The organism is uncultured Thiothrix sp. (assembly GCF_937876535.1).
In the GTDB taxonomy this organism is placed as follows: domain Bacteria; phylum Pseudomonadota; class Gammaproteobacteria; order Thiotrichales; family Thiotrichaceae; genus Thiolinea.
The window spans coordinates 47818-64037 of sequence record NZ_CALFHZ010000021.1 but is presented as its reverse complement, the minus strand read 5'-3'; the positions used below and the strand labels follow the sequence as shown (position 1 = coordinate 64037).

Here is a 16220-nt window from a genome sequence, read left to right as displayed (position 1 = left end):
GTTGACTCTGTGGGCATAATCGGCGAAGAATACCAAGTTTTCACATAAAAACCGATAGGGTTAATGCATGGCAAGCGCTTTCCATGCAAAATGCTCCAAGGGCAATGGACGATTAACCTTCTAACTCATTACTACAATGGATTACCAAGGGCTGTGGTTTCTTGGTAGAAAACTCTCAGGAATTAATCTAATGAACTACATAACAAATACCTTGAGCTTGATGCTCTTCACCCTTGGGCTTAGCGTTTCTAGTCAAGTTTTGGCAGAAAAAGTGGGTGAACCTGTAGCACCTGCTGTCACTAGCAAAAAGCCAGACACCACCGAAACAGCACCTGAGCAAGTAAAACCCGAAGCCTCTACAGGTACTAATTTCAGTACCCGTCTAGCACCAGCACCCATTTCAGCCACAGAAGGCCGTGATGCCATTAAAGATGCAGTTGTTCATGTTTATGTGGTTAAACATACGTTTAATGCCCTCACCCCTTGGAATTCCGATACACAAAAAGGCTCTGGCTCTGGCTTAATTATTAAAGGCGGTTTGATTCTGACTAATGCCCATGTTGCTGCTGATGCAACCTTCTTGGAAGTACAGAGGCATGGGGAAACTAAACGCTATGAAGCTGAAGTTGTTTATATTTCCCACGAAGCCGACTTAGCCTTATTACGCACTAAAGAAGCCAATATTTTTAATGCGGTTAAGCCTTTAGAATTGGGTGATTTACCGCAAACTCAGCAGGAAGTTGAGGTCTATGGTTTCCCTATTGGGGGTACGACTTTAAGTATTACTCGTGGGGTGGTATCACGGATTGAAAAGCAAAACTATGCGCACACTGATGAGAATTTGATTGCAGTGCAAATTGATGCAGCCATTAACTTTGGCAATAGTGGCGGCCCCGTCATTTCTAATGGCAAAGTGGTAGGAGTCGCGATGCAGTCAGGTTTTTTCACGGAAAATATTGGCTACATGATTCCTACCCCTATCATCCAACATTTTTTAACAGATGTTGAAGATGGCAAGAGTCAAGGGTTTGGTTTCCCTGGCTTTTTAGTACAGTCGATGGAAAACCCAGCCATGCGCCGTAAATATAGTTTGGATGATAATCAGACCGGTGTGTTAGCTCACAAAATTTACCCTAACTCACCCGCTGACGGCATTATGAAAGTAGGTGATATTATCACCAAGATTGACGGTCATCCGATTCAAAATAATGGCACCGTAGAATTCCGCCCCGGCGAATATTTGAACTACACCCATTGGGTTGATCTGCATCAGCTGGGCGATGAAATAAAGCTCAGTATCATTCGCGATGACAAGCCAATGGAGCTTTCTTTAAAAATGGATCGTCCGGGCAAAGAGTTTTTGCTGGTTCAACCCAATCAATTTGATAAGCAGCCTACTTATTATATCTACGGTGGTTTTGTATTTATGCCGCTAAATCAAGATATTTTAAGTAGCATGGACCCTGTGCCGCCAGCCCTTGCAGCTTTAGCTCAAGAAGCACCAAGTGCGGATCGTAAGGAAGTAATTCTGATGACTCAAGTTTTACCAGCCGATATCAATAAAGACTATCACCACGATAACAATTTGATTATTCAGAAAGTAAACGGTGAAGCTGTACCTGACTTCAAGACTTTCTATCAAAAAATGCAAACCGCAAGCAGTCCTTTTATTGTGTTAGAAACCGATGATGGCTACCAAGTAGTGATTGACCGGACTGAAGCTGCCGCTAAACAACCTAGTATTTTAGCACGCTATGGTATTAGTACGGATCGCTCAAAAGATCTCTTACCCGATTCGTTAAACTCTGCACCTACTGTGGCTGGGCCAGCCCCAGCTGAATCTGAGACCAACCATCCTGCCACCACAACCACTGCTAAGGTCTCACCGATCTAATGCCCATTCGCCCGCTGCCTGATCATCTCATCAATCAAATCGCCGCTGGTGAGGTGGTCGAGCGGCCTGCGTCTGTGGTTAAAGAATTGCTCGAAAATGCTGTCGATGCAGGTGCTTCACGCATTGAAATTGATTTAGAGCTTGGCGGGATTAAGCGGATTCGAATTCGGGACAATGGCTGTGGCATTCCTAAGGAAGAATTAGCCTTAGCCCTTAGTCGCCACGCTACTAGCAAAATTAGTAGCCTTGAAGACTTAGAGCAAGTCCGAAGCCTTGGTTTTCGGGGTGAGGCTTTACCCAGTATTGCGTCAGTCGCACGCCTCACGCTAAGCTCTTGTCATCAAGAAGCCGAACAGGCTTGGAGTATACAGGCTGATCAGTTTCAGCAAGCCCCTGAGCCTATTGCACACTCCACAGGTACAACCGTAGATGTGCGTGATTTATTCTTTAATGTGCCCGCACGCCGCAAATTTCTAAAAACTGAAAAAACTGAGTTAAGCCATATTGAAGAAACGGTACGTAAAATTGCTCTTAGCCGCTTCGATATTAGTTTTTACTTAAGGCATAACCAAAAACCTTTATTGCAATTAAATAGTGCACAAAATCGGATTGCCTCAGAACGACGCCTCGCCGAAATTTGCGGTGAACCCTTTATCCAACAAAGCCATTATTTAGAATATGAAGCCTCAGGTTTACGCCTATGGGGTTGGGTTGCTTTACCTACTTTTTCACGCTCCCAAGCGGATTTGCAGTATTTCTATGTGAATAACCGTGCCGTGCGTGATCGTTTAATTGCGCATGCGGTACGGCAGGCTTATCAAGATGTGCTGTATCACGGTCGCCATCCTGCTTTTGTATTGTATTTAGAAATGGATCCACAATTAGTCGATGTGAATGCACATCCGGCTAAGCACGAAGTACGCTTCCGTGAAGGCCGCTTAATTCATGACTTTATCTTCCACACCTTGCATCAAGCCCTAGCCGAAGTTCGCCCTAGTACCGAAACAGCAAGCCCCGCCCATTTTCCTACTTATGTACAGCCCTTGGCTCGCCCAGATATGTTTGAAGCACCCGCTGGCAGCTCAACGGAACCTAAATTCAACTCAGGTTTTAATAAGGCCACGTTTCCAGCTAATTATAGCTATCAGCAGCCGCACTTGGGTTTACCGGTACGCGAAAGCTTGCCTATTTATGCCAAACTCTACGGTCAAGCTGAAGATACTGCTCCTCCAGCTAATATCCAGCCAGACGAAGCTAGCCATGAAGATATGCCACCTTTGGGCTATGCCCTTGCTCAATTACATGGCGTGTATGTGCTGGCGCAAAATGCGTATGGCTTAGTACTTGTGGATATGCATGCCGCCCATGAGCGTATTACGTATGAGCAGTTAAAAATTAGTATGCAATCCGACTCGATTCGCTCTCAACCTTTATTGGTGCCACAGTCCATGCATGTTAGTCGGCGTGAAGCTGATCAGGCAGAAGCTCAAGCGAGTGTATTCCAAGCACTGGGGTTTGAATTAAGTCGGATGGGTTTAGAACAATTAGCAATTCGTGCTGTACCCAGTTTATTAAAAGATTCCAATACGGAAAATTTAGTGCGTGATGTGCTGGCTGACCTGATTACTTATGGCAGCAGTCAGCGGATTCAAAATGCCATGAATGAGATTTTGGGAACGATGGCTTGTCATGGTTCCGTGCGTGCGAATCGTCGCCTGACGATTCCAGAAATGAATGCTTTATTGCGCGATATGGAGCGCACTGAGCGTAGTGGGCAATGTAATCACGGTCGCCCAACTTGGCTACAAATGAGCATGGAGCAAATCGACAAACTATTTATGCGCGGACAATAAATGCAACAGCTGCCAAAAGCGATTTTTTTAATGGGTCCTACTGGAACAGGTAAAACGGATTTAGCGATCGCGATTCGTCAACAACTACCCGTTGAAATTATTAGTGTCGACTCCGCTTTAGTTTATAAAACTATGGATATTGGCACGGCTAAACCCGACCTTGAGACTTTAAAGCAGGCGCCTCACCGCCTAATTGATTTTCTCGACCCAATACAAGCTTATTCGGCGGCTGATTTTCGTGAAGATGCCCTACGAGAAATGGCTGAAATTACTGCCAGTGGCCGCATCCCTTTATTAGTCGGCGGCACTATGCTTTATTTTCGGGCACTAGAACATGGTTTATCCGAGCTTCCCTCTGCAGACCCGGAAATTCGCGCACGCTTAATTCAAGATGCGGCTGAACTAGGCTGGATGGCATTGCATGAGCGTTTACAGAGAATTGATCCTGAAGCTGCCGCGCGGATTCACCCGAATGATCCACAACGTTTACAACGCGCTTTAGAAGTTTATGAATTAACTGGACAAAATTTGACTACACTTCAAAGCAGTCTACGTTTTGAAGCTTGCCCTTATCAGCTTTTAAAACTAGCTTTGGTGCCAGAAAATCGAGCTTGGTTACATGACCGTCTTGAGCAACGCTTTGATAAAATGCTGGATTTAGGCCTAATCCAAGAGATTGAACAGCTTTATGCACGCCCTGAACTAAATAGTAGTTTACCAGCGATTCGGGCGGTCGGTTATCGGCAGGTTTGGGACTATTTAGATGGAAAAATAGACTATAATCTAATGCGTAATCGTGCTATCGTGGCAACGAGGCAGCTTGCGAAGCGTCAGATGACGTGGCTCCGCTCAGATCAGGGTTTGAGCCTTTATAACGCCGAGAATTACCACCTTTCATCGGTCATCATGAACATTTCGACGTTTATTAGCGGATAAACGGAGATGTCCGATAAACTGGTGTTTTTACAAATGTGTGAAGCTGGTAGGCTCTACCCTGTCGGTCAAAGAATCGGCGGGTCTGAACTAACTCCAGACCACTAACAACCACAAACCCAAAATATATTTTTTAGGAGAAACCCAATGTCGAAAGGGCACACTTTACAAGAACCCTTCCTCAACGCACTGAGAAAGGAACGGATTCCCGTCTCTATTTATTTGGTTAATGGGATCAAGCTGCAAGGCCATGTTGAGTCATTTGACCAATTTGTTGTTTTATTGGGTAATACAGTCAGCCAATTAGTTTATAAACATGCTATTTCAACAATTGTTCCAGCACGCCCTATTAAACTCAATTTAGCTGCTGAATAAATTTTATCTTGGAATTATTTGAACGCCCAACTGCAGGCGAGAATGCAGTTCTTGTTCAGATAAATTTTAGGACTGACGATATCCCGCACGATGAACAAGAGTTCAAAGAGCTGGTTCGTTCAGCGGGTGCCCAGATCGCGCATCTAGTTACTGGTTCTAGGCAGCGTCCTGACTCACGTTATTTTGTGGGGGAAGGTAAAGCCGAAGAAATCCGTGATTATGTGCGCAATTTGCAAGCCGATTTAGTTGTTTTTGATCACTCCCTAACTCCTGCGCAAGAGCGTAATTTAGAACGCTTGTTTGAGTGTCGCGTAGTAGACCGCACTGGATTGATCCTCGATATTTTCGCCCAACGCGCCCGTAGCCATGATGGTAAGTTGCAGGTTGAACTCGCTCAGCTTAAACATATGTCAACTCGCCTGGTGCGCGGCTGGACCCATCTTGAACGTCAGAAAGGTGGGATTGGCTTACGTGGACCGGGTGAAACGCAGTTAGAGACTGATCGTCGCTTACTCGCCGTGCGTATCAAGCAAATCAATAAAAAGCTTGAAAAAGTTCAAAACCAACGTGAGCAAGGCCGTCAATCGCGGAAGAAAGCTGAGATCCCTACGGTTTCTTTAGTAGGTTATACCAATGCAGGCAAATCCACTTTATTCAATGCTCTAACTCAAGCTGATGTTTATGCAGCTGATCAGTTGTTCGCAACACTCGACCCTACCTTACGCAGCATTAGCCTTCCGAATCAACAGGAAATTATCTTAGTTGATACGGTCGGCTTTATTCGGCACTTACCCCATGATTTAGTAGCAGCCTTCCGTTCTACTTTGCAGGAAACGGCTGAGGCTGATCTACTCTTGCATGTCATCGATAGCCATGATGAGCAACGTGATTTATATCGCGAGCAAGTCAATAATGTTATTGAAGAAATTGGTGCTGAAACGGTCCCTCAGATCGAAATCATGAATAAAATTGATCTAACCCAGCACTCAGCCGGAGTTCAAGAGGGTAATGGTTTACACGCCACGACGGCTTGGGTATCGGCACAAACTGGTGCTGGTTTAGAGCAACTACTAGACTATTTAGGTAATTACTTCGCTCAACAAACCTTTCGCGGCAAATTACGCTTATCACCAAGCCAAGGGCGTTTGCGCGCCCAACTCTATGCAGATAAGGCCATTCAAATCGAAAGCATTGGGGAAGAAGGCGAATACTTACTGGATTTAGTCATTGATCAGCGGAAGCTAAAAAGCTATTTAAGTGAAGCGGGCCTTGCACTAGAGGCAGTAGCTGTTTAACAACTACTGCATCCTTTCACACCTTAGCCGCGCTTCATGACATCGAAAAACTCATTATTCGTTTTAGTTTTTGAGAGCTTATCGAAGAGCAGTTCCATAGCATCCAGCTCATCCATACTATGCAGAAACTTGCGCAAGATCCATAAAGACTGCAACTCTTCTGGCGTAGTCAGTAACTCTTCACGACGTGTCCCAGAACGATTGATATTGATCGCAGGAAAGACACGCTTTTCAGCAATACGTCGATCCAAGTGAATCTCCATATTACCCGTGCCTTTGAACTCTTCGTAAATAACATCGTCCATTTTAGAGCCGGTGTCGATCAGAGCGGTCGCGATAATCGTTAAACTCCCACCCTCCTCGATATTCCGTGCCGCCCCAAAGAAACGCTTCGGACGATGCAAAGCACTAGCATCCACACCACCTGTCAATACTTTGCCAGAGGAAGGAACAACCGTATTATAAGCACGTGCTAGGCGTGTAATCGAATCCAGCAGAATAACCACATCACGTTTATGTTCGACTAAACGCTTAGCCTTTTCGATGACCATATCCGCTAATTGTACATGACGGGTAGCAGGCTCATCGAAAGTGGAGGAAACCACTTCACCCTGAACCATCCGCGCCATCTCTGTCACCTCTTCAGGGCGCTCGTCGACTAACATGACGATTAAATAACACTCTGGATAGTTGGAGGTAATACTTTGTGCAATATTTTGCAGCATTAAAGTTTTACCACCTTTAGGTGGCGCAATAATCAGACCACGCTGCCCTTTACCAAAGGGAGCTACCAAGTCAATCACACGTGCAGTGATGTCTTCACGGCTACCATTGCCACGTTCCATACGCATACGTGAATCTGGGTGAAGCGGGGTAAGATTTTCGAAGAGGATTTTATTGCGGGCTTGTTCAGGTGATTCATAGTTGATCGTATCCACTTTCAGGAGAGCAAAATAACGCTCATTATCCTTTGGTGGGCGAATCTTACCTGTAATGGTGTCACCCGTGCGTAAGCCAAAGCGGCGAATCTGGCTAGGTGATACATAAATATCATCAGCTCCAGCCACGTAACTTGAATCTTGTGAGCGTAGGAAACCGAAACCGTCTTGGAGGATTTCAAGTACCCCATCGCCGTAAATATCTTCCCCGCTTTGCGCGTGGGTTTTGAGCATGGCGAAAATAATGTCTTGCTTGCGGACTCGGGAGATGCTTTCCACCCCCATGGCAAGCGCTTGCTCATACAGTTCAGCAGTTGGTTTTTTCTTTAATTCAGATAGGTTCATATGAAGGTTAATTCACCAGCGGAAGATTAAATTGATGGAAGCAATGCCCTCGACTTGCATGCGTCAAGATGACTGACTCGATTCAATGACTAAGCAATGATTTTTTCGGGAGTTTTAACTCGGGAACAAAATACGATCGAGGCTTCAAAGAAATGAACCCAGATGTGGATTCACTGCAGTTAAAACTAGCACGGAGTTTACACTTAGTCCAGCGAAAAGATACGATTTTGTGAGGCGATTGCGAGTTTTTACAATCGCACTCTATCTAGCATTGAGCTTAGATATTTTGTTCGATAAAGGCAGTCAATTGGGACTTGGATAAAGCGCCCACTTTAGTTGCTGCTACTTCACCTTGTTTAAACAACATTAAAGTTGGAATACCACGAATACCGTATTTTGGTGGGACAGACTGATTTTTATCAATGTCCAATTTCGCGACTTTCAGGCGGCCTTTATATTCAGTAGCAACCTCTTCTACTAAAGGCGCAATCATTTTGCAGGGCCCGCACCACTCTGCCCAATAATCAACTAGAACGGGGAGGTCTGACTTCAGCACATCCTGTTCAAAGGAAGCATCTGACAGGGATACAATATTTTCACTCACAGAACTTGTCTCCAATTTTTGAGATCGTGTTATGACATTATGCAGCGATACTAAGCATCGCTATAAGCTGTTATAGCCCATGATTATAGTATGCGTCTAATTTATAGAAATTCAAGATTCAAGGACACTAGGAAGTTTTTTAGACGATTAGAGCAGACAAGCTGCTCTAATCCAAAGAATCACCTAAATAGATTTAGGCTTGCGGTGGCGTTTTCTTAGCAGCTGGTTTACTAGCCTCAGCAGCTGGTGTAGCCTCTGGTACTTTAGCTGGCTCAGTTTTCACTTCAGGCTGGGTAAGTTCTAGCTTAACCTCAGGCTTAGTTTCTGCCTTTGGAGCCTCTACTTTGGCTTCAGCTTTTGGCTCTTTTGGAGCCTCTGCTTTCGCTTCAGTTTTCACTGTTTTAGGCTTCTCAGCTTTTGGTACGGCTTTCACCTCAGACTTAGCAGCTTTAGGCTTCTCAGTCTTTGGAGCCTCTACTTTAGCTTCGGCAGTTTTAGGCTTGGCAGCTTTAGGCGCAGCTTCTGCTTTAGGGGCTGCCTTTTTTGGCTCAGCTTTAGCCTCAATCACTGGTGCTGTATCAAGCTTTGGTAATACAGTCATGGTGACTTTAGGCACAGGTTCGCCTAGTTTAACTTTGACATAAGTACCTGGAGCATCTTCAATCGGCTTCAAGTTAGTGCCAGGTTGACGGGCTGCAACCTCTGCTGGATTTAAAGCACGTACCCATTTATCCCATTCTGGCCACCAAGAACCTTCAGACACGGGTGTTGCTGCCATCCACTCGTCTGCATTTTCAATTAATTGATCGCTCACACGATAACCGTATTTCTTTGCAGCAGGTGGGTTAATGATGCCAGCGATATGGCCAGAACCACCTAAAATGAAGCGGGTTGGGCCAGAGAATAGACGAGCACCCATGTAAGTGGATTTCCAAGGTGCAATATGATCTTCCACTGCAGAAATGAAGCAAGCCGGAGCATCAATAGAAGTAACATCTAACGGCACACCATCAACACTTAGTGCTCTTGGTTTGCACAGGTCATTTTGTAGATAAAGATTACGCAGATACCAACTATGCATTTTTGCAGGCATGCGAGTTGAGTCGCCATTCCAATATAATAAATCGAATGGACGCGGATCATTGCCTAATAAATAGTTATTGACGTAGAACGACCAAATCAGATCATTAGCACGTAATAAATTGAAGGCACCCGCCATTTGACTGCCATCTAAATAGCCCGTCTTTTCCATCGTCGATTCAAGACCAGACACTTGTGCATCATCGATGAACAAGCCTAACTCACCTGGCTCAGAGAAATTAATCATGGTGGTGAAGAAGGTAGCACTCTTAATACGGCTATCACCAGTTGCTTTCATATAAGCTAAGGTAGAAGTCAGTAGGGTACCGCCGATGCAATAACCAATGGCATTAATCTCAGTCTCACCTGTTTCTGCTTGCACAGCGTCAACTGCAGTCAGCACACCCTCTTTAATGTACGCATCAAAGCCTGTATCTGCATAGGTTTCGTCTGGATTTACCCAAGAAATGACAAAAACGGTATGGCCTTGATCAACTAACCATTTCAGTAAAGAGTTCTTAGGTTGCAAGTCCATGATATAGAACTTGTTGATCCAAGGTGGAACGACCAGTAACGGACGCTTTAAAGCTTTTTCCGTGCTTGGTGTGTATTGGATCAGTTGGAACATACGGTTTTGGAAAATAACCTTGCCCGGAGTAACCGCTACATTTTTACCTAACTCAAACGCTTTGGTATCCGTCATGCGAATACGCAATTCGCCTTTGCCAGTTTCCAAATCTTCCAACATGTTTTTCAGACCATGAACGAGGTTAGCACCTTTAGTTTCTTTGATCTTTTCCAACACAGCAGGATTAGTGAGCGCAAAATTAGTGGGTGACATGGCATCCATAAAGCGCTCAGTAAAAAACTTCACGCGATCTGAAGTATGGTCGTCCAAACCTTCTACATCAGAAACTAAAGTACGCATCCATTGAGAAGTCAGTAAATAGGACTGTTTAATAACGTCGAAAATCGGTTTTTCTGACCAATCTTCATGACTAAAACGGCGATCGCCTTTGTCTGGAGTCACCACTGGTTCAGGCTTTTGGCCCATCAAAGCCATCATCGCCTGTTGACTTAATTCAAAGGATTTCTGCCAATATTCAATATTTTTTTGCATTAAGGCTTGGGGATCAGCACTAACTGCTTTCCACCATTCGCCATAAGCTTGGGTTAGATTAAAGGGATCAAGCTTCATATTTTCATATGATTTGGCAAAGCCTGCCATAATCTCTTCAACTTGCTTGAAATTATCCCTCAGCTCTTTGGCAGCAGCAAAACCTAAGGTGTTGACTTCATTCTGGGCGTTTTCGGACATTACTCACTTCTCCTTGCTAGTACTGAGCAGAGTCTGCACTATTTCGATGTGCTATGCAGCATTTTTTACAAAAAACCAATCACTAGCGTGGTGCCAGCCTGCAAACGAGCCGTTAAATGAGTCCACACTTTTTTAAACGGTAGCGACATTGTGGACCACTAATACCTAAAATCCGTGCAGTTTCAAGTACATTTCCCTGTGCTCGTTTGAGAGCCTGCTCTAAAATCAGTTGTTCTAAATGTTCGAAATCTAACCCGCTCGTGTGCATCTGATCAAGCACTTGATCGACTAACTCTGGCTTAGCACTCTTTTCTAACAGGCCATTTTGCCCGATTACCATAAATGCATCATCCGGATCGGGCATCCCCATACAAATATGTGTCGACTCAATCCGCGTATCGCTTTCAGTTAAAATCACCCCACGCTCAATAATATTTTCTAGTTCGCGAATATTCCCTGGCCATTGATAAACCATGAAGCGTCGTAAAGCTTGATCAGAAATACCCTGCACTTGCTTGCCATATTTAGCATTATAACGCTCAATAAACTTCCTTATCAGCCCGGGTAAGTCCGCTAAACGTTCACGCAAAGGCGGAATCGCAATCGGAAAAACATTTAAGCGATAATAAAGATCAGCTCGAAACGTGCCTTGCTTAACGCGCTCTTGTAGATTCGCATTGGTGGCGGCAATTAAACGCACATCAACTTTTATTTTCTCTGTACCGCCCACACGCTCAAACTCGCCGGTTTGAATGGCTCGCAATAATTTAGCTTGGGCACGCTCATTCAACTCGCCCAACTCATCAAGAAATAAAGTCCCACCATTTGCACGCTCAAAGCGCCCAGGGCGAGACTTATCGGCTCCCGTATAACCACCCTTTTCGACTCCGAATAACTCTGACTCCACTAAATCACGGGGCAAAGCGGCACAATTCACTGCAATGAATGGCCCATCAGAACGTTTCCCTAGCTGGTGTAAGGCTTGAGAGAAGACCTCTTTGCCGACCCCTGTTTCCCCGAGCATGAGTACGGTTACATCAGTGGCAGCGGCCTTACCTAACAGGTACATGATTTCTTTAATCGGAGCCGATTCGGCAATGATATGCTCAGGACGAGCGCGGGACGTGATTTCGGTACGTAAGAAGCGCACCTCTTCTTCGAGTGAGGAGAGTTTAGCAGCCATCGATTCGAGCGAGTACAACTCCTTCAGTTCTTGAGCGTCCTCCCATTCATCTAAAGGCTTACCAATAATGCGGCATTGTTTATCACCACATCCCACACATTCGACCTCTTTAAAATAAATCGGTCGACCCATGAAAGTAGTGGTATAGCCAGTCGCATAACCTAGTAGATTCCAGCAAACTGGCTGCTGAGCTAAGCCATATAGACGCAAATGCTCTGCGGCCTCAAAGGAATTACGCCAGGTGAACTCGCCATAAAACTGCCCAATGTCGACATCCATTTCTAGCTTAACTGGCTCAACGCTAACCACGCCTTCTAAAGCATGTAGCTGTGGCCCTACCAGAAACATGGAAGCTACATCGGCTGAACTACGAATTTTACGCGCCAGCTGCGCATCCGATTGCGCAGCCGTATAGCCCATGCGCAATAGCACACCACGTGCATAATCTTCACCGAAGGACTCGATCAGTTCGCTACGCATAGAGCCGAAAGCCGAGGCATGCAACAAAATCATCCGCTGCTGGCCTAGCCAAATACTGCCATTTTCACCCTCAAAACGGATCATCGACTTTAGGTCTTGATCAGCTGGATAAACCGGTTTTTTCGGGTGTCGGTTCATGCAGTCCTCCTCTACAGATTAATGCGCTAGCTTAGCTTGTCTCCGCAGCGCGCTTATCAATTTCAGCCTTACTTAAGCCACCAATACACCAGTGCTCAGGAGCAACTTCATTGATGACGACGCGAACTTGCTCAGGCTTTACATTGAGCGTTTCCACCGCTACTTGTGTAACTCGTGCAAAGAACTCATTTTTCTGCTCAACAGTGCGGCCTTGCAAAATCGTAGCTTGAATCAGTGGCATTCCAACCTCACACAAATGTCATACTAACCGTTCCTAAATCTTGATAGCGCACGCAGACGCTATCCCCTGCTTTGACGGCTACTGCTTCGGTAATACCACCGGTCATAATGAAAGTTCCAGCCGGAATCACTTCACCACGCTCAGCAAGCATATTGGCGAGCATCGCAACACTCGCGGCAGGATGGCCTAAAACCGCAGCCCCTGCACCCGTGGTCACAACCTTGCCATTAATCTCCATCACCACACCGAGGGTTTTCATGTCCACTTCATGGGCACGTTTCACATTACCGCCGGTGACGAAGCGAGCCGAAGATGCATTATCCGCGATAACGCTTTTCAGGTCGAAGCGGAAATTTTCATAGCGTGAATCAATGACTTCCACTGCAGGCAAAACAGATTCTGTGGCAGCCAAGACATCCGCTACCGAACAGCCAGGGCCTTTCAACTCGCGATTAGTCACAATCGCAATTTCAGCTTCAACTTTGGGGTGAATCAGTTCAGAGACTTTCACTGTACCCGCATCCGGCACATTGAAATAATCCACTAAGAAGGCATAGAGCGGATTTTCCACGCCCATTTGCTTCATTTTCGCATAGGAGGTCAAACCCATTTTCAGGCCAACAACACGATTACCACGCGCTTCTTTACGGCGGCGAATTTCCCACTGAATATCGTAGGCATCTTCCCAATCCATATCAGGATAATCGTCGGTAATCTTTTTTACATCATGGGCTTGCAACTCAGCATTTTCCAAATGCTCAGCCAATTGTGCGATGGTTTCTTTGCTTAAAGTGGTCATGGATTACCCTCTTCTGGCACGTAGCATTTCTAAGGCTACATCTTCAATCATATCTTCCTGACCGCCAACCGTACCGCGCCGCCCTAATTCCATCAGAATTTCACGTGCTGGGATTTTGTGCTTTTCTTCCGCACGACGCGCATGCAATAAGAAGGATGAGTACACGCCTGCATAACCCAAGGTCAGCGAGTCACGGTTAATCCGTGGCAATTCATTATTTTTGACCATAATCGGTACGGCAACATCTTCTGCTGCATCCATCAGAGCGCTGACATCCACACCCGTTTCAATACCGTAGAGATCACACACCGCAGCAAAAACTTCCAGTGGCGTATTACCTGCACCTGCACCAAAACCTGCCACTGAACCATCGATCCGTGTTGCACCGGCTTCAATTGCTGCTAAAGAATTAGCAATCGCCATCCCTAAATTATGGTGACCGTGGAAGCCGAGTTCGATAGTGTCAGGGAATTCAGCGCGTAAAATGCCGATTTTTGCTTTCACTTCCTCAGGCAGCATATGTCCGGCTGAGTCAGTCATGTAGAGGCAATTCGCGCCATAGCTATGCATAAGTTTGGCTTGCTCGAGGATTTTCTCAGGGCTAGCCATATGGCTCATCATTAAGAAACCTACGGTATCAAAACCACGCTTGGCTGAGTATTTAATATGCTGCTCGGATACATCGGCTTCGGTACAGTGGGTTGCAACGCGAATCGTCTTAACGCCTAAATCTTCCACCATTTGCAGGTCTTTAATCGTGCCAATGCCCGGGAGCATTAAGACTGAGACTTGCGCATTTTTCAGATGTGGAATGACGGCTTCCAGATAATCTTTATCGCTGTGTAGACCAAAACCGTAATTCACCGAAGAACCGGCAATACCATCGCCGTGGGTGACTTCAATTAACGGCACGCGCGCTTTATCCAAGGCTTGCGACAAGTCCTGCATATTTTGCACAGTGAATTGATGGCGAATCGAGTGCATCCCATCCCGCAACGACATATCATGCAGGCGAATTTTTTTACCTTTTAAATTCATGATGAACTCCTTAAGCCTTGAGCATCTGTTCAGCAAACATTTCCGCAGTACGGGCAGCCGCTGCGGTCATAATGTCGAGATTTCCTGCATATTCAGGTAGATAGTCACCGCGTCCGCGTACTTCAACGAAGACACTCACGCGATTGCCATCGAATACTGGGCCTTCTTTGACACGATAACCAGGAACGTATTTCTGCACTTCCTTTTCCATCGCTTTGACCGATTCAATAATCGCATCTTGCTGTGGCTCGGTTTCGGTAATGCAGTGAATCGTATCGCGCATCATCAAGGGCGGTTCAGCTGGATTGAGAATAATAATCGCCTTACCCTGCTTAGCACCGCCTACTTTAGAGATTGCGCCAGAGGTAGTTTGGGTGAACTCATCAATATTTTTACGCGTACCAGGGCCTGCGGATTTGGAGGCTACGGTTGCTACAATTTCACCATAACACACCGGCTGCACACGGCTCACCGCGAACACCATTGGAATGGTAGCTTGACCGCCGCAAGTCACCATATTGACGTTTTCTTCGCCTTTATTCAGGTGATCTTGCAAATTCACTGGCGGCACACAGAAGGGGCCAATGGCCGCAGGCGTTAAGTCAATCACCTTCACGCCTTTTTCAGTCAATTTACGTGAAGTTTCCGCGTGGGCATAAGCTGAAGTGGCATCGAAAGCAATTTGAATATTGTCTGCTTCAATATGTGCCAATAGACCATCTACCCCATCCGAAGTGGTTTTCAAACCCATATCACGAGCGCGTGCTAAACCATCGGAAGTCGGGTCAATACCCACCATCCAAACCGGTTCCAGCACTTCACTGCGCTTGAGTTTGTATAATAAATCCGTGCCGATATTGCCCGGGCCAATTAAGGCACAACGAATTTTTGCCATGTTTCCTCTCCTCACTCAAAGCGCACAGCTGTGCGACCGATTCCACCAATACTGACACTCATGTAATCGCCCGCTTTCACGGGTTGCAGTGGCACTAATGCGCCGGACAAAATCACTTCACCTGCTTTTAAAGGCACACCAAATTTGCCCAAGGTATTCGCCAACCACACCACACAACTCACGGGAGAAGAGCCTAAAGCCGCTGCACCTGCACCCGTCGCCACCACTTGTCCATTCAGTTCCATTACCATGCCACAGGTGGATAAATCGACTTTACGCGGGTCGGCCGCTTGTGAACCGAGCAGGAAATAACCACAAGAGGCATTGTCGGATACGGTATCTTGGATTTTGATTTTCCAGTCTTTAATGCGTGAATCGACGATTTCAAAGCAAGGCACCACAAAATCGGTAGCGCGTAATACATCACTTGCTGTAATCCCAGGGCCAATTAAATCGTGCTTGAGCACAAAGGCAATTTCGCCCTCAGCACGCGGCTGAATCATCTTGGTACTGACCGATAAGGCTTCGCTCTCATCCACTACCATAGCATCCGTGAGATAGCCAAAATCAGGCTGGTAGACACCAAGCATTTTCATCACTGCTTGGCTAGTGACACCGATTTTCTTACCAATCACCTTTTCGCGATCACGCTCTATGCGCCGATCTAAAAGACCAGAAGAAATGGCGTAAGCGTCTTCAATCGTCATATCCGGCGTGCGATTGGTGAGCGGCTCGATCACTTCACGCTGACGCAGTGCTTGGTAAAGCGCTTCCGCATAAGTATTGCGTTGTTCTGAACTTAGCATGGCAG

At 45.9% G+C, this 16220-nt stretch carries 14 protein-coding genes; 5 read left to right on the top strand and 9 right to left on the bottom strand.

The features are described from left to right. Positions 1-190 precede the first annotated feature (190 nt). The 5 genes from Q0230_RS14695 (at position 191) to hflX (ending at position 6350) form a co-directional block, all read left to right on the top strand. Positions 191-1894 carry a serine protease gene (locus tag Q0230_RS14695; protein WP_298610933.1) on the top strand — a complete coding sequence of 568 codons (1704 nt, stop codon included), beginning with the start codon at positions 191-193 and terminating at the stop codon, positions 1892-1894. Continuing rightward, complete coding sequence (mutL, locus tag Q0230_RS14690) at positions 1894-3747, top strand: DNA mismatch repair endonuclease MutL (RefSeq protein WP_298610932.1); 1854 nt, start codon at positions 1894-1896, stop codon at positions 3745-3747. Before Q0230_RS14695 ends, mutL begins: the two co-directional genes overlap by 1 nt. Then, entirely contained in the window at positions 3748-4683 is a 936-nt protein-coding gene (gene miaA / locus Q0230_RS14685) for a tRNA (adenosine(37)-N6)-dimethylallyltransferase MiaA (RefSeq protein ID WP_298610931.1), read from the top strand. Between the two features lie 144 nt (positions 4684-4827). Next, positions 4828-5055: an RNA chaperone Hfq gene (gene hfq / locus Q0230_RS14680; RefSeq protein WP_298610930.1), complete on the top strand. Its 228-nt coding sequence runs from the start codon at positions 4828-4830 to the stop codon at positions 5053-5055. An 8-nt stretch (positions 5056-5063) separates the two neighbouring features. Next, positions 5064-6350, top strand: a complete 1287-nt coding sequence (gene hflX / locus Q0230_RS14675; RefSeq protein WP_298610929.1) for a ribosome rescue GTPase HflX — start codon at positions 5064-5066, stop codon at positions 6348-6350. Between the two features lie 23 nt (positions 6351-6373). On the opposite strand, the gene rho is transcribed toward hflX, so the two are convergent. The 9 genes from rho to dmpE all read right to left on the bottom strand — a co-directional run bounded on the left by rho (position 6374) and on the right by dmpE (position 16215). Next, positions 6374-7633, bottom strand: coding sequence for a transcription termination factor Rho (gene rho, locus Q0230_RS14670; protein ID WP_298610928.1), 1260 nt, complete (start codon positions 7631-7633; stop codon positions 6374-6376). A 277-nt stretch (positions 7634-7910) separates the two neighbouring features. Further along, positions 7911-8237 (bottom strand): thioredoxin TrxA, encoded by a 327-nt coding sequence (trxA, locus tag Q0230_RS14665; protein WP_298610927.1) that lies wholly within the window; start codon positions 8235-8237, stop codon positions 7911-7913. Between the two features lie 193 nt (positions 8238-8430). Further along, positions 8431-10635, bottom strand: coding sequence for a class I poly(R)-hydroxyalkanoic acid synthase (gene phaC / locus Q0230_RS14660; RefSeq protein WP_298610926.1), 2205 nt, complete (start codon positions 10633-10635; stop codon positions 8431-8433). 112 nt (positions 10636-10747) lie between these two features. Then, the gene (locus tag Q0230_RS14655; protein ID WP_298610925.1) at positions 10748-12436 is read right to left on the bottom strand and encodes a sigma-54-dependent Fis family transcriptional regulator; all 1689 of its coding nucleotides are present in this window, start codon (positions 12434-12436) and stop codon (positions 10748-10750) included. 31 nt (positions 12437-12467) lie between these two features. Beyond that, positions 12468-12677 carry a 2-hydroxymuconate tautomerase family protein gene (locus tag Q0230_RS14650; RefSeq protein ID WP_298610924.1) on the bottom strand — a complete coding sequence of 70 codons (210 nt, stop codon included), beginning with the start codon at positions 12675-12677 and terminating at the stop codon, positions 12468-12470. Between the two features lie 7 nt (positions 12678-12684). Then, the gene (gene dmpH / locus Q0230_RS14645) at positions 12685-13476 is read right to left on the bottom strand and encodes a 2-oxo-3-hexenedioate decarboxylase (protein WP_298610923.1); all 792 of its coding nucleotides are present in this window, start codon (positions 13474-13476) and stop codon (positions 12685-12687) included. Positions 13477-13479: 3 nt separating this feature from the next. Further along, positions 13480-14514, bottom strand: coding sequence for a 4-hydroxy-2-oxovalerate aldolase (dmpG, locus tag Q0230_RS14640; protein ID WP_298610922.1), 1035 nt, complete (start codon positions 14512-14514; stop codon positions 13480-13482). 10 nt (positions 14515-14524) lie between these two features. Next, positions 14525-15409 carry an acetaldehyde dehydrogenase (acetylating) gene (locus tag Q0230_RS14635; protein ID WP_298610921.1) on the bottom strand — a complete coding sequence of 295 codons (885 nt, stop codon included), beginning with the start codon at positions 15407-15409 and terminating at the stop codon, positions 14525-14527. Between the two features lie 11 nt (positions 15410-15420). Further along, positions 15421-16215, bottom strand: a complete 795-nt coding sequence (dmpE, locus tag Q0230_RS14630; RefSeq protein ID WP_298610920.1) for a 2-oxopent-4-enoate hydratase — start codon at positions 16213-16215, stop codon at positions 15421-15423. Positions 16216-16220: the final 5 nt, after the last annotated feature.

Coding starts and splice junctions, on each gene's coding strand:
- Q0230_RS14695 (WP_298610933.1), top strand. CDS start 191: ATGAACTACATAACAAATACCTTGAGCTTGATGCTCTTCACCCTTGGG.
- mutL (WP_298610932.1), top strand. CDS start 1,894: ATGCCCATTCGCCCGCTGCCTGATCATCTCATCAATCAAATCGCCGCT.
- miaA (WP_298610931.1), top strand. CDS start 3,748: ATGCAACAGCTGCCAAAAGCGATTTTTTTAATGGGTCCTACTGGAACA.
- hfq (WP_298610930.1), top strand. CDS start 4,828: ATGTCGAAAGGGCACACTTTACAAGAACCCTTCCTCAACGCACTGAGA.
- rho (WP_298610928.1), bottom strand. CDS start 7,633: ATGAACCTATCTGAATTAAAGAAAAAACCAACTGCTGAACTGTATGAG.
- phaC (WP_298610926.1), bottom strand. CDS start 10,635: ATGTCCGAAAACGCCCAGAATGAAGTCAACACCTTAGGTTTTGCTGCT.
- Q0230_RS14655 (WP_298610925.1), bottom strand. CDS start 12,436: ATGAACCGACACCCGAAAAAACCGGTTTATCCAGCTGATCAAGACCTA.
- Q0230_RS14650 (WP_298610924.1), bottom strand. CDS start 12,677: ATGCCACTGATTCAAGCTACGATTTTGCAAGGCCGCACTGTTGAGCAG.
- dmpH (WP_298610923.1), bottom strand. CDS start 13,476: ATGACCACTTTAAGCAAAGAAACCATCGCACAATTGGCTGAGCATTTG.
- dmpG (WP_298610922.1), bottom strand. CDS start 14,514: ATGAATTTAAAAGGTAAAAAAATTCGCCTGCATGATATGTCGTTGCGG.
- Q0230_RS14635 (WP_298610921.1), bottom strand. CDS start 15,409: ATGGCAAAAATTCGTTGTGCCTTAATTGGCCCGGGCAATATCGGCACG.
- dmpE (WP_298610920.1), bottom strand. CDS start 16,215: ATGCTAAGTTCAGAACAACGCAATACTTATGCGGAAGCGCTTTACCAA.